Annotated in this window: 14 protein-coding genes; 7 read left to right on the forward strand and 7 right to left on the reverse strand. The window is 43.0% G+C overall.

The features are described 5' to 3' along the window. Window positions 1–472: 472 nt before the first annotated feature. Window positions 473–1,267: an SDR family NAD(P)-dependent oxidoreductase gene (locus tag V7K41_RS29115; protein WP_334853879.1), complete on the reverse strand. Its 795-nt coding sequence runs from the start codon at window positions 1,265–1,267 to the stop codon at window positions 473–475. Between the two features lie 249 nt (window positions 1,268–1,516). Continuing rightward, the gene (gene trxA / locus V7K41_RS29120) at window positions 1,517–1,840 is read right to left on the reverse strand and encodes a thioredoxin (protein ID WP_012412473.1); all 324 of its coding nucleotides are present in this window, start codon (window positions 1,838–1,840) and stop codon (window positions 1,517–1,519) included. 80 nt (window positions 1,841–1,920) lie between these two features. On the opposite strand from trxA, the gene V7K41_RS29125 reads away from it, so the two are divergent. Next, window positions 1,921–2,271 carry an ArsR/SmtB family transcription factor gene (locus V7K41_RS29125; RefSeq protein WP_334853881.1) on the forward strand — a complete coding sequence of 117 codons (351 nt, stop codon included), beginning with the start codon at window positions 1,921–1,923 and terminating at the stop codon, window positions 2,269–2,271. 50 nt (window positions 2,272–2,321) lie between these two features. On the opposite strand, the gene V7K41_RS29130 is transcribed toward V7K41_RS29125, so the two are convergent. Both V7K41_RS29130 and V7K41_RS29135 read right to left on the reverse strand, forming a co-directional pair. After that, window positions 2,322–3,071: a nucleotidyl transferase AbiEii/AbiGii toxin family protein gene (locus V7K41_RS29130; protein WP_334853883.1), complete on the reverse strand. Its 750-nt coding sequence runs from the start codon at window positions 3,069–3,071 to the stop codon at window positions 2,322–2,324. Continuing rightward, entirely contained in the window at window positions 3,068–3,304 is a 237-nt protein-coding gene (locus V7K41_RS29135) for a hypothetical protein (protein ID WP_334853885.1), read from the reverse strand. Before V7K41_RS29135 ends, V7K41_RS29130 begins: the two co-directional genes overlap by 4 nt. A 253-nt stretch (window positions 3,305–3,557) precedes the next feature. Between V7K41_RS29135 and V7K41_RS29140 the strand changes: the two genes are divergently transcribed. From V7K41_RS29140 to V7K41_RS29150, 3 genes are all read left to right on the forward strand, one after another. Then, entirely contained in the window at window positions 3,558–3,938 is a 381-nt protein-coding gene (locus V7K41_RS29140; protein ID WP_334853886.1) for a hypothetical protein, read from the forward strand. 1 nt (window position 3,939) lies between these two features. Next, on the forward strand, window positions 3,940–4,353 hold the full coding sequence (locus V7K41_RS29145) for an HNH endonuclease (RefSeq protein ID WP_334853888.1): 414 nt from the start codon (window positions 3,940–3,942) through the stop codon (window positions 4,351–4,353). Between the two features lie 120 nt (window positions 4,354–4,473). After that, window positions 4,474–5,088 (forward strand): pentapeptide repeat-containing protein, encoded by a 615-nt coding sequence (locus V7K41_RS29150; RefSeq protein WP_334853890.1) that lies wholly within the window; start codon window positions 4,474–4,476, stop codon window positions 5,086–5,088. A gap of 303 nt (window positions 5,089–5,391) precedes the next feature. On the opposite strand, the gene V7K41_RS29155 is transcribed toward V7K41_RS29150, so the two are convergent. Next, window positions 5,392–6,681 carry a glycosyltransferase gene (locus V7K41_RS29155; protein ID WP_334853892.1) on the reverse strand — a complete coding sequence of 430 codons (1,290 nt, stop codon included), beginning with the start codon at window positions 6,679–6,681 and terminating at the stop codon, window positions 5,392–5,394. 122 nt (window positions 6,682–6,803) lie between these two features. Here V7K41_RS29155 and shc point away from each other — a divergent pair, with 122 nt between their 5' ends. Together shc and V7K41_RS29165 are read left to right on the forward strand one after the other, a co-directional pair. After that, the gene (shc, locus tag V7K41_RS29160; protein WP_334853894.1) at window positions 6,804–8,720 is read left to right on the forward strand and encodes a squalene--hopene cyclase; all 1,917 of its coding nucleotides are present in this window, start codon (window positions 6,804–6,806) and stop codon (window positions 8,718–8,720) included. Between the two features lie 166 nt (window positions 8,721–8,886). After that, entirely contained in the window at window positions 8,887–9,237 is a 351-nt protein-coding gene (locus V7K41_RS29165; RefSeq protein WP_334853896.1) for a hypothetical protein, read from the forward strand. A gap of 188 nt (window positions 9,238–9,425) precedes the next feature. On the opposite strand, the gene V7K41_RS29170 is transcribed toward V7K41_RS29165, so the two are convergent. Further along, on the reverse strand, window positions 9,426–9,872 hold the full coding sequence (locus tag V7K41_RS29170; protein WP_334853898.1) for a TOBE domain-containing protein: 447 nt from the start codon (window positions 9,870–9,872) through the stop codon (window positions 9,426–9,428). Between the two features lie 356 nt (window positions 9,873–10,228). Between V7K41_RS29170 and V7K41_RS29175 the strand changes: the two genes are divergently transcribed. Next, complete coding sequence (locus V7K41_RS29175; RefSeq protein WP_334853900.1) at window positions 10,229–11,026, forward strand: hypothetical protein; 798 nt, start codon at window positions 10,229–10,231, stop codon at window positions 11,024–11,026. Window positions 11,027–11,609: 583 nt separating this feature from the next. Here the strand turns inward: V7K41_RS29175 and V7K41_RS29180 are convergent. Next, the gene (locus V7K41_RS29180) at window positions 11,610–12,269 is read right to left on the reverse strand and encodes a sugar transferase (protein WP_334853966.1); all 660 of its coding nucleotides are present in this window, start codon (window positions 12,267–12,269) and stop codon (window positions 11,610–11,612) included. Window positions 12,270–12,420 lie beyond the last annotated feature (151 nt).

Consider the following 12,420-nt stretch of genomic DNA (forward strand, 5'->3'; position numbering starts at 1 on the left):
CATTAGTCATTAGTCATTAGTCATTAGTCATTAGTTATTAATTCTTCTCCCTCCTCTGCTCCCCCTGCTCCCCTGCCTCCCCTGCCTCCCCTGCCTCCCCTGCCTCCCCCTGCTCCCCTGCCTCCCCTGCTCCCCCTGCTCCCCTGCCTCCCCTGCCTCCCCTGCTCCCCCTGCTCCCCTGCCTCCCCTGCCTCCCCTGCTCCCCCTGCTCCCCTGCCTCCCCTGCCTCCTGCCTCCCCTGCCTCCCCTGCTCCCCTGCCTCCCCTGCCTCCCCTGCCTCCCCTGCCTCCCCTGCCTCCCCTGCCTCCCCTGCTCCCCTGCTCCCCTGCTCCCCTGCCTCCCCTGCCTCCCCTGCCTCCCCTGCCTCCCCTGCTCCCCCTGCCTCCTCTGCTCCCCCTGCTCCCCTGCCTCCCCTGCCTCCCCTGCTCCTCCCAGTCCCCATTCCCCAGCTGCACTCAAAGGGTATTAATAACTAAACAATCGACCGAATAACGCCACCATCTACGCGCAAAGCTGCACCATTAGTTGCTGAAGCTACGGCACTAGAAAGATAAACTACGATCGCTGCTACTTCTTCATTCGTTGCAAAGCGTTTGATTAAGGAACTTGGACGCACATTTTGAAAAAATTCAGCCTCAACTTCCGCTGGACTAATACCGCGTTCCTGTCCTAGCTGAGAAATAAAGCCCTCAACTCCTTCTGAGCGGGTTGGCCCTGGTAGGACGGAGTTTACTGTGACTCCAGTTCCGATAGTCATTTCTGCTAGACCCCGTGCAATGGCTAGTTGCGCTGTCTTAGTTGTGCCGTAGTGAATCATTTCCACTGGGATCTGAATAGCAGATTCGCTGGAGATAAAAATTATCCGCCCCCAGTTTTGCTCTAGCTGCTTTTGCAGATATTGCCGACTCAAACGGACTCCACTGAGGACGTTAACCTCAAATATCTTTAACCAGTCTTCATCAGTAATATCAAAGAAGGTTTTTGGCTCATAAATACCCACATTGTTTATGAGTATATCAACGTGAGGAACTTTTTGAAGGAGTTGTTCTACCCCTGATGCAGTGGCTGCGTCAGCAACAACACCAGAAACTTTCGCTTCAGGTGTAGAATGCTGAATTTTGGCGATCGCTTGAGCTACTCGTTCTTCAGATCGACCGTTGACAATCACTGATGCACCCTCTTGAGCTAACCCAAGAGCGATCGCCAAACCAATACCTGCGGTTGAGCCACTCACTAGGGCGGATTTACCATGCAATTTCAAGTCCATTTTGCTCTTTCCCCGTTAGTTGAAACAGAATGATCTGGGATTGGGGATTGGGTACTGGGTACTGGGGACTAGGGAGAATGGGAGGGGGACAAGGAGAAAGGTCTAAGAACCGGAAGTCGGCGCTCAGAACTTTAGAAGGACAAGGGGGACAAAGAATATTCAAGAAGTCTCTCCCCAGTCCCCAACCCCCAGCCCCTAATCCCCAGTCCCCAATCCCCAGTCCCCAATCCCCAGTCCCCTTGACTTAGATTAAAGATGCTGTGCTAAGGTCTTATTCAAGGTAGTTTTTGGGACTGCCCCGACGACAGTATCAACCTGCCGACCTCCCTTAAAAACCATCAATGTCGGAATGCTGCGAATTCCATAATGGCTGGCAACAGTAGGATTTTGATCTGTGTTCAACTTCACAAATTTCACCTGTCCTTCGTATTCAGCAGCAACTTCATCGACGACTGGGCCCACCATCCGGCAAGGGCCGCACCACGGTGCCCAAAAGTCCACTAATACCGGAATTTCACTTTCCAAAACTTCTTGCTTGAATGTGGCTTCTGTGACGTTTGTAATGGATGACATAAATTGCCTTCCTACTTAATTCTATAATTCGATAATATCGAATAATAAAAATATATGCCACTTGATGAGATAATGCAACTATGAGATTCCTTTATCATCCAGATCGAAAAAATATTTTTTTACCGGGCGTGTTGTATGCATTGGGCGATCCGGTACGGCTAGAGATTGTGCGCCTGCTGGCGACTGAGGGGGAACAATGCTGTGCCAAATTTGATTTTGCGATCGCTAAGTCCACTATGTCCAACCACTTCAAGATTTTGCGGGAGTCGGGGATAGTCTTTACACGTAAAGAAGGGACACAGCACATTAACATCCTGCGGCGTGAAGATTTAGAGATGCTGTTTCCAGGGTTGTTGGATGTGGTATTGAAAGCCGCTCAACCATTACCTGTTGAACCTGCCAGTACTAAACAAACAGCCTCAAGGATTTAGGGGCATTGGGCACAATCTGTTTAAGAATCTGCTCGTTTTTCAATTTGTGTTTATAAATCACCAAAGATATCATGTTGTTCTTGAAAAGTCCTTGGAGTGTCAGATAAACCTAAATCTGTAGATAGCAAATCAATACCGTCGATAATTTTGGGTATCTGAGTTCGATCCACTTGCAGACCAAGAAAGCATTTCTCCCTGTAATCTGGTCTTTCTTGAAAGAGTGCGATCGCTCTTTTCAAAGGGCGCATAACCTGATATGCTTTTTCAGCCTTCTCAATTGATGCTTGAGGTATTGGAGATTGCAGTCTGAGAACTGCTAAATCGATTAAATCTCTTGCCTCAACGCTGTCATCGGCGTAACGGTCAGAATTTGACAGCAGCTTAGAGGTAAAACAGTCATTGAAGCTTAAGCAAGGAACGACTGACCACTTTGGATATCTTGGTACGTCTAGTTGAAAACGAGTTTCGGCAATAATTTCTGTTTTAATAAGCACATTATCTACAATAACTATCATCCGAATTCCATATTGGTCAGTTGTGCTACGTCCAACTTGGATTTTACTTAAATCACGAAATAATGCTTCATGCCCACCCTCAAATACCACTGTCCGCAGGTATTTGTAGCCTTCTGTACCAACAGAAGCGAGAAAATCAACATCCTTACTCCGGCGATATTCTTCAAACTCAAATGCCAGAAGGGTTCCGCCACCGAAGTAAGCAGAACCCTTCCTAAGTATGTCCGAATCTAAGCATTCAAGAACTGTGAGAATTTTATCATGGTGTTCAAACCTGAAGGTCATAAACAAACTTGCAACCAGGATTTATAGCGTCTGGCGAGTTCCTGAAGAAAATTGAGTTCTTCACCCTCAAGATTATTAAATAGGTTGTGATATTGCCAACCACGCTCGTAGCGACTCAGCATTTGTTCTGGAGTAAAGCGATAGACATCGGCTGTCTGCCAACAAATTGATTCCAAAAAAGGCAGCTTTTTAGGGACAATAACAGGATTATTTGTTGGTATTGCTGTTGTCATAATTTTTTGAATCAATCACTTCCAGCTTACTTTAATTTTAGCTTTCGCGCCTTATATTTGGTCACTGTAGTTGATAAGGACAAATCAGTGACGAAATATAAGGTGGGCAATCCAAAAAAATCTACGTGCCGCTAACTATTAGAGTGTAATGTCTGTATCAAAGCAATGGCATCTGATGCAGAGGTAGGTTTGAAAGCTATAATTAGGATACAATGCATATTATTAAAAGTGCAAAATCCCAACAAAAGCACCAATGGCAGAATTCACTATTCAAATTCCCGATGAACTAGCTGAACGTTTAGAACCTCTGCAAAATCGTTTACCTGAATTGCTTTGGCGATTACTAGACGTTGTTAATATACCAATAACCATTCAGCCAACAGTCAAGCATGAGACCATAAATGTTCCAGCAGTTTATCAAGAAATTATTGATTTTTTAATTAAGGAACCAAAACCAGAAGAAATTATTAATTTTAAAGTTTCATTTCAATCTCAAACACGCCTACAAGAACTACTAGAAAAAAATCGCTCTGCAACACTTAGTCAAATGGAATTAGCAGAATTAGATGTTTACGAGCAACTAGAGCAGATCATGATTTTATTAAAAGCACGAGCTTATTCTGCAATCAGCTAACATGACTTCTAATTCGATTTCTGTGGAACTCCGTAGGTTAGTTATTCAGAGAGCTTCAGCACGTTGCGAATATTGCCGAATCCATCAAAACTTTTCTATTTATACCCATGAAATAGACCATATTATTGCCGTTAAACATGGGGGTGAAACTACTGCTGAGAATTTGGCACTTTCATATTTATCCTGTAACCGTCATAAAGGCTCTGATTTTGCTACTATAGACCAGTTTACTGAAGAAATTGTCCCATTGTTTAATCCCCGCCGCCTGGTTTGGGATGAACATTTTTATCTTGAGAAGGCCAGAATAGAAGGAAAAACTCAGATTGGTCAAGGGACTGCAAAGTTACTTCAATTTAATGTTCCCAATCGGGTGATTTCTCGACAAGTGTTGATAAGTCAAGGACAATACCCGTAGATATAAGATTAAGTTGAATTTTGCTCCCAGAGTAATACGGAATTTAGTAAACTTAAGAGATGTTAATATTACTGGAATCCAAATATAGTTCATTCCAGAATTTATTGCGGAGGTGTATAGATGAGGATAACTGCTGAGGAGTTGCTCCAGCAATATGCTGCTGGGGAGAGAGATTTTAGTGGGGTTGACTTGGAAGGAGCTAACTTGGTTAGAGCTAATTTGAGTGAAGCAAAGTTGAGGGGAGCTAATTTGGCTAGAGCTAGTTTGAGAGAAGCTAATTTGGCATATATTTTTCTGGAGGATGCCAACTTGGAAGAGGCTGACTTGATCGGTGCCAATCTTGAGGATGCTAGGTTAATGCGTGCCAATTTGAGTTACACCAATTTGCGAGGTGTCGATTTGAGAGGAGCAATTTTGTGTAATGCCAACTTGACCAGCGCTAACCTGAGATGTGCTAATTTGGCTTGCTCCTCCTTGAATGGCGCTAACCTGACCAATGCGGATTTTACGGGGGCTGTTTTGGACAGTGCTACTTTGACTGATGTTGAGTTCGCTGGGATTAATTTGGATTGGACTATCCTGACCAATACTGATTTCCGGGGAGCCAAGAAACTGGGTATTCCACCCTTGGAACAAACTGGAATGCTTTTCCCCAGTAGCAGAGGCGCTCTGTTCTTGAAAACCTCGTTTCCAGATGGTGAGATCATCCAAGGTCTATACTACAGAAATCCCTGAATCTACCAGATTATCAGTCATTGAAGTTTCAGCTAGTAAAGATGATTTAGGAGGTGAATCAATAGGTTTGTTTTTATTATTAATATGTAAGAGGTTGTTTGAAAAGGGTTGGCTTGAGCCTCAAGTATGACTCAGGGGCGCGATCTCAAATCCCAAAACTCTGATTCTCTCGTAGCAGTTTCTTGGTAGTCAGGGTAGTGAAACACACGCTTGAGGACTTTTCAAACATCCTCTAAAACTATCTTATTTTGAATAAGGTCTTTTGCTTCTTGATTCAAATTTTTAAATCTAATTTTATTCTAACTATAAATTATCTGGGTTTGGGTAGACTCTTCCTTTCCAAGCGCCGCCGCGCCCTTGCCAGTGACGTAGTGCTGAGTCTAGAGTCATTAGGGTATATAGAAAAGCGATCGCAGGTAAGCTCAACGCGAACCAGACAGAACATTTATAAAAGCGGATTGTCGGGTAATAAGCCAAGACCATTAACAGCCATCCTAATAAACCAGTAAATGCGATCGCCCAATTGCTCCAAACTACACCCAGAATCACACACACAGGTGAAACTAAATAAATCAGAGGCATTCCCACCAAAGTTCCCAATAGTATTAATGGAGAATAATTCAGTTGGGTATAGGCAGTACGAGCAACCATATCCCAAATCGTCGCCAGTGAGTCATAGGGACGTAAACTGCGAGTCAAGGTACTCAATCCTAGCCAGATACGACCTTGACTGGGGATTGGGTATTTGGGATTGGGTATTAGGGATTGGGGAAGACGGGAAAGACTTTTTGCAACAAGTTGTCTCCTTGTCTCCTTGTCCCCAGTCCCCAGTCCCCAGTCCCCAGTCCCTCTCTTAACAGCCTGAGCCAAGGCGCAATCGTCAATTAAAGTTTGGCGAATGACTTGAATACCTCCGATTCGCTCTAAAGCTTCACGGGCGATCAAAATAGATCCCCCGGCGGCTCCTGCTGTGGGATTGTTAGGATTATTCACCCAACGGAAGGGATAGAGTTTTTGGAAGAAAAAGACGAAAGCTGGAATCAAAAGTTTTTCCCAAAAGCTCTCACACCTGAGTCGCACCATTACCGAAACCATGTCTAAATCTTCTTGCACAGCTTTCGCAACGAGCCGACGAAGATTACCAGGATCGTGTTCGATATCTGCATCAGTCAGTAAAAAATAGTCAGGTGCGAATAAACTCGCGCTTTTTATGCCTTGCTCAACTGCCCAAAGTTTCCCTGACCAACCAGAAGGCAGTGATTCGCCTGAGATAATATGTAATTGCTGGGGTTTACCTACAGCGTGTGCAACCCCTTCAGCAAAATTTGCTGTACCGTCTGTGCTGCGATCGTCTACCAAAAACACGTTGAAAGAACCAGGATAGTCTTGGAGTAGGAGCGATCGCAGTGTAGTTGGTAGCAATTGGGCTTCGTTACGGGCTGGAACTACAGCACAAACCACAGGTAACGATTCTAGCTGAGTTTCTGTAAACTCTAATTGCTGGTCTGTCCGCCAAAACTGTCCCCAAAAACATAGTAATCCTAACCAAATTGTCAAGGATAAGAGCATCAATCCTAATACAATTACATCCATGACCTATTGCAAATTATCAATGACTCAGACAGAATACTATGTCTATTGATACAGCAAAAAAAATTTTTCGCTGTAATACCGTGTTCATAACTAGGTTGAGTGTTGAGGTTAAATAGTATTTGATGCAAACACAAGACAGGGTAAAAGTCAATCAAGTCGCAGATGCGATCGCAGCTAGTCAAGAATATCTGCTTTCGATTCAAAATCCCGCAGGTTACTGGTGGGCAGAGTTAGAATCTAATGTCACCATCACTGCTGAAGTCGTCCTCCTGCATAAAATTTGGGGAACAGACCAAGCCAGACCTTTGCACAAAGTTGAAGCATATTTGCGTCAAGAGCAACGGCAGCATGGCGGCTGGGAACTTTACTATGGTGATGGCGGAGAACTTAGCACTTCGGTTGAAGCCTATATGGCGCTAAGACTGCTAGGTGTACCAGCAACCGATCCGGCGATGATTCGGGCGCAAGCCTTTATTCTCCAACGAGGTGGAATCAGCAAAACTCGGATTTTTACCAAGTTACACTTAGCCTTAATTGGCTGCTACAACTGGCGCGGTATTCCCTCACTACCACCTTGGATAATGCTGTTGCCAAATGCTTTCCCTGTGAATATCTACGAGATGTCTAGCTGGGCACGTTCCAGCACCGTACCATTACTGATTGTATGCGATCGCAAACCTGTTTTTCTCACCGATTCAACTATCAACTTAGATGAACTCTACGCTGAAGGTATCGATCGAGTCCGGTGGGAATTACCCCAAAGTGGCGATTGGACAGATTTATTCCTCACTCTCGATCGAGGTTTCAAGTTGGCAGAAAGCCTTAATTTAGTACCCTTCCGCCAAGAAGGCATCAAAGCCGCCGAAAAGTGGATTTTAGAACGCCAAGAAGCTACAGGCGACTGGGGCGGCATTATTCCGGCGATGTTGAATTCAATGTTAGCTTTGCGGTGTCTGGATTATCACCCAAGCGATCCCATTGTCGAACGAGGTTTGCAAGCAATTGATAACTTTGTTATTGAAACAGAGGATAGCTATCGGGTACAGCCTTGTGTTTCACCTGTCTGGGATACAGCTTGGGCGATGCGTGCTTTGATAGAATCTGGTTTTGCAGCAGATCATCCCGCCGTGGTGCAAGCTGGAGAATGGTTGTTGCAAAAACAAATTTTGGATTACGGAGATTGGGCTGTCAAAAATCGTCAAGGAAAACCAGGGGCTTGGGCGTTTGAGTTTGACAATCGCTTTTATCCCGATGTAGACGACTCGGCGGTGGTGGTGATGGCTCTACATTTGGCGAAACTCCCCAATGAAAAAATCAAGCAGGCTGCGATCGCTCGTGCCTTAAACTGGATTGCATCTATGCAATGTAAACCAGGCGGTTGGGCTGCTTTTGATTTGGATAACGATCGAGATTGGCTCAACTCGATTCCTTATGGCGACTTGAAAGCGATGATCGATCCAAACACCGCAGATGTTACCGCCAGAGTACTAGAAATGCTGGGTGCTTGTGATTTGTCAATTGATAGTGATAATTTGGAGCGATCGCTTACTTATCTTTTGCACGAACAAGAAACTGAAGGCTGTTGGTTTGGTCGTTGGGGTGTAAATTACATCTACGGCACCAGTGGCGTTTTATCAGCTTTGGCGTTAATCGATCCTCAAAGACATAAACTCAGTATAGAACGGGGAGCAGCTTGGTTAGTTGGATGTCAAAATCCAGATGGTGGTTGGGGCGAGACTTGCCGCAGCTACAACGATCCCAGTCTCAAAGGAAAAGGAAATAGTACTGCATCTCAAACTGCTTGGGCTTTAATTGGGTTAATAGCAGCAGGTGAAGCAACAGGTAAATTAGCTCTTGATGCGATCGAGCGAGGAATTTACTATCTAGTGGCAACTCAAAAGCCAGATGGTACTTGGTTTGAGGCGGACTTTACAGGTACTGGCTTCCCTTGCCATTTTTATCTCAAGTATCATCTGTATCAACAATACTTTCCTTTAATCGCGCTAGGTCGTTATCAAGCAGCGATTCAAAAAGGTTAAGAGTAATTATGCGTTTGCCCTACCTCCCCAATCCTCCCCTTGGTAAAGGCTAAGGTGTACACACAAGTCCTAAAAATCTAGCTTGATAAGGCTTGACTCATTCTCATACATAGCATGGGAACGAGAGAAATAGCATTGTCAGTCGATGCAATGCCATTGTTAGTCGATGCAATGCCATTGCAGGTCAAGACACCTGTGTGTATACCGTAGTTGCGTTGCTGTGGGTATTGATGCGATCGCTGATTTCAAACATTCCCAAGGCGATAAGATTATCCTGGATAAAACTACTTTTAGTGCTATTACTTCAATTCCAGGTACAGGTTTTAGTAATGCCAATGATTTTAAAATCACTTCTTCAGGGGCGGCTAGCACGGCGAAAATTATCTACGACGCTGTGAGTGGACAGTTGTTCTACAACCAAAATGGTAGTGCGGCTGGTTTTGGCAACGGCGGTCTATTTGCAACCCTGACTGATGCGTCAACTCTCAGTGCATTAGATTTTGTGGTGCAAGCGTAGGATGGCACATCTGTTATCTGTGTCAACTTCAGTAGGTCAGCACAGCTATGCTATCTTACGCTGTATTACATTTACACAAAAATAGCTATTACATAAGCGATCGCATCAACTATATATACTCAATTCTTCAAAATCTTAGTAAATAAAGCTTATTTTCTTAATATCTAACACCCAAAATCAACGTGTTTTTATTCTCTAGCAATGACAATATCGTTAGATTTAATAACTGCATAAGCTTCTTTTCCCTCAGATAATTCCAACTCTTCTGCGGAAGCTCTGGTGATAATCGAAGTTAATTCTACTTTGTGAATAATTTCCAGAGTAACCTCACTATTAACTGCTCCATAAACAACTCGTTTAACTACACCTTTAAGAATATTGCGAGAGCTAACTTTTAATGATTTCTTTTGAATACTACTTTCTATATCAGGCTTTTGAGCATAGTTAATATCTTCCTGTTGTTCCTGCTGTGTTGCTGGTGATATTGGTGTCAAGGTTTGCTGAGTGAGACTACGCACAAGTTCCCGCAGAATCTCAGTCTTGGTGCGTTGAGACTGTTCGCAAAACTCCTCTAAAATCTTCCGTTCGTCCTCTGAGGTTTGAAATGTAACCCATCCTTGTTCTTTTCTTGGCATAAGAATATTATTATCAATTTTGGTTATCTTGGTAAAATTCTACCAAGTATCAATTCGTTACGTCGTTTTAGTAATAAAATTTTTTTGTCAGGATTTTCGGCATTTTAATCGCAAATTAATCAATTAATCTCATATAGTAAACTACATATATATTTATTTTTTTGTAAATGCGAAATATTTTGTTACTTGAAATTGTCTAAATCATCACTAAATTATTACCAACTAAGATGGTATAAGGTGAAGTTTATGGTATTTGTTGGGATAGCGATGCCTATGCAAGGGTAATCTAGCAGAAAATTCCACTGGCGATCGCGTGAGTGCCGTAGGATTATTTAACGTGAGTTCACAGCCGGGGGATGAAACACCTAAAATCACGTTCTCAAGACCTGCGGAGTTTATTTGAGAACAATATCACCATTGAATACGTGGCAGAACCCCTAAAAGCTATGCCAGCTGATGCGGAGGCGAAAGAAGTGCTGCATTGGATGCAAGCACAAAATTTTGATGTTATCGGCGTTGAGACGGGAGATATTATTAGCGGTTATTTAGAACGCTCTAGTTTGATCCCAGACAAAAAAGGTAAATGTAGCGACTATCAACGGGTATTTCATCCCAAAGAACTGATTGCCATTTCCACACCACTGATAAAGTTGCTACCCATTTTGCAACATACTCCCCGATTGTTTGTGTTAGATTGCAATCAGGTAAGTGGTATTGTTACCTGTGGTGATTTGCAGAAAGCACCCGTGCGAATGTTACTGTTTGGCTTAGTAACGCTGCTAGAAATGAATTTGCTGCGGCTGGTGCGGATTTACTATCCCCAAGATTCTTGGCAAAAAGTCCTTAAACCTGAGCGCTTAGAAGTTGCTCAACGACTATGGCGAGAGAGTCAGGAAAGAAACGAAGCCACCGATTTGTTAGATTATTTACAATTCTGTGACAAGCGAGAGTTGATTTTAAATCAACCAGAACTTCTCCAGCAACTAGGATTAAAATCAAAACGGTTTGGCGAACGTTTTCTTAAGTCTGCTGAACAGTTGCGAAACCGATTAGCTCACGCCCAAAATTTAGTTAGTGGTTCCTCTTGGACAGAATTGATTTCTCTAGCAGAAGCGATGGAAAAGCTGTTAATTCATTGTGAGGAAGTTGAGTAAAGTGGTCAGCTTTCTATAACACTATTGAACCAGCCGATCGAATCCGCTGCTGTCGATAAATCTAATAGCGACTTACTTAGCTCGACTTTATCCCAATACAGTTCAGTTAAGTATTTCTTCCTTCTTTTTTTTCTCTTTCTTCGCGTCCTACCCTGCGGGAAGCCACTTCGTGTCTATGCGTTCTTTGTGGTTCGTTAAAAAAATAACTTTGACAAAATGCTCTATAAAGAGAAGCAAATTCTTATTTTTAAATAAAGTCGAGCTTAGAGAATGTTTGAAAAGTTTTATTGTCGGTATCAAAAGTTTTAGGTCCCTCTAAATTCCCTTTAAAAAGGAGGAATTTGATTCCAGTTCGCACCTTTTTAAGGTGGTTTAGGGGGATCTAAAAGTGATTAAAGTCACAAAAAACACTTTTCAAACAACCTCTTAAATCCTCTAATTGAGTCAGAGACAATACTTCAATCTGCGATGTCTAGGACGGGCTTCTCTATGAGATGCACTCGCGTTTGCCTACACAATTTTGGATCAACTGTTGCAAGCTTATTTTTGAGTGAACTTATAACTTTTTTCTATTAACTGTACGTTAGCAAGCACCGCTCTTATTTGACACAACTTTTAAAGTTTTGAAGATTAGACTAATATCATAAACGATAGACCACTTACGTTGGTAGTCTAAGTCCATGTAAACAATATCTTCAAAGTCTTTAATACTGGAGCGACCATGAGCCTGCCATTCACCAGTCATACCCGGCTTGACATTCAACCGTTCCCAGTGGTGCTTTGAGTAGTGTATCACTTCATTAGGAGTGGGAGGGCGGGTGCCTACTAGACTCATTTCCCCCAGCAGCACGTTCCAAAACTGAGGAAGTTCATCTATACTAGTGCGGCGAAGAAACCTTCCTATACAGGTAATGCGGGGGTCATTTTCATTTTTGAATATCCGATCGCTTTGAGCTTCATTCTTAACTAGATGCTTAAGTTGGTCAGCTCCGACTGACATCGAACGAAATTTCCAAATTCGGAAGTGACGCCCATTCAAACCACAGCGAATTTGACTGTAAAATATAGAACCTGGGCTATCTAACTTAATAGCGATCGCAACAGGAATTGCTACGAATACTGTAATCGATAGCCCGATAATAGCACCCAAGATATCAATCATTCGCTTGGCTTTACTGATTACAGAGGGATGAACTGGAAGTTTAACTTTAGGAACAGTATGGGTATCATCTAAAACTTGCATATTAAAACGGTGGTAAGTAAAGGTATTAGACATAGTAATTGCAATTTCATTAGGTAAATTTATGAACTCAATTTTACGTATATTTATTTACTTAAGTAACCTGTAAAAGCAGGAATGAGATTTTCTAATAGGTTAAGCAAGTAAATATGTC

Source organism: Nostoc sp. (genome assembly GCF_036917415.1).
Lineage (GTDB): Bacteria > Cyanobacteriota > Cyanobacteriia > Cyanobacteriales > Nostocaceae > Nostoc.

What these genes read in the sequence shown, in the direction of transcription:
- V7K41_RS29170 (WP_334853898.1), bottom strand. Translation starts at nt 9,872, where the DNA reads ATGCCAAGAAAAGAACAAGGATGGGTTACATTTCAAACCTCAGAGGAC.
- V7K41_RS29130 (WP_334853883.1), bottom strand. Translation starts at nt 3,071, where the DNA reads ATGACCTTCAGGTTTGAACACCATGATAAAATTCTCACAGTTCTTGAA.
- shc (WP_334853894.1), top strand. Translation starts at nt 6,804, where the DNA reads ATGCAAACACAAGACAGGGTAAAAGTCAATCAAGTCGCAGATGCGATC.
- V7K41_RS29145 (WP_334853888.1), top strand. Translation starts at nt 3,940, where the DNA reads ATGACTTCTAATTCGATTTCTGTGGAACTCCGTAGGTTAGTTATTCAG.
- V7K41_RS29150 (WP_334853890.1), top strand. Translation starts at nt 4,474, where the DNA reads ATGAGGATAACTGCTGAGGAGTTGCTCCAGCAATATGCTGCTGGGGAG.
- V7K41_RS29140 (WP_334853886.1), top strand. Translation starts at nt 3,558, where the DNA reads ATGGCAGAATTCACTATTCAAATTCCCGATGAACTAGCTGAACGTTTA.
- V7K41_RS29115 (WP_334853879.1), bottom strand. Translation starts at nt 1,267, where the DNA reads ATGGACTTGAAATTGCATGGTAAATCCGCCCTAGTGAGTGGCTCAACC.
- V7K41_RS29125 (WP_334853881.1), top strand. Translation starts at nt 1,921, where the DNA reads ATGAGATTCCTTTATCATCCAGATCGAAAAAATATTTTTTTACCGGGC.
- V7K41_RS29135 (WP_334853885.1), bottom strand. Translation starts at nt 3,304, where the DNA reads ATGACAACAGCAATACCAACAAATAATCCTGTTATTGTCCCTAAAAAG.
- V7K41_RS29180 (WP_334853966.1), bottom strand. Translation starts at nt 12,269, where the DNA reads ATGCAAGTTTTAGATGATACCCATACTGTTCCTAAAGTTAAACTTCCA.
- V7K41_RS29155 (WP_334853892.1), bottom strand. Translation starts at nt 6,681, where the DNA reads ATGGATGTAATTGTATTAGGATTGATGCTCTTATCCTTGACAATTTGG.
- V7K41_RS29165 (WP_334853896.1), top strand. Translation starts at nt 8,887, where the DNA reads ATGCAATGCCATTGCAGGTCAAGACACCTGTGTGTATACCGTAGTTGC.
- trxA (WP_012412473.1), bottom strand. Translation starts at nt 1,840, where the DNA reads ATGTCATCCATTACAAACGTCACAGAAGCCACATTCAAGCAAGAAGTT.
- V7K41_RS29175 (WP_334853900.1), top strand. Translation starts at nt 10,229, where the DNA reads ATGAAACACCTAAAATCACGTTCTCAAGACCTGCGGAGTTTATTTGAG.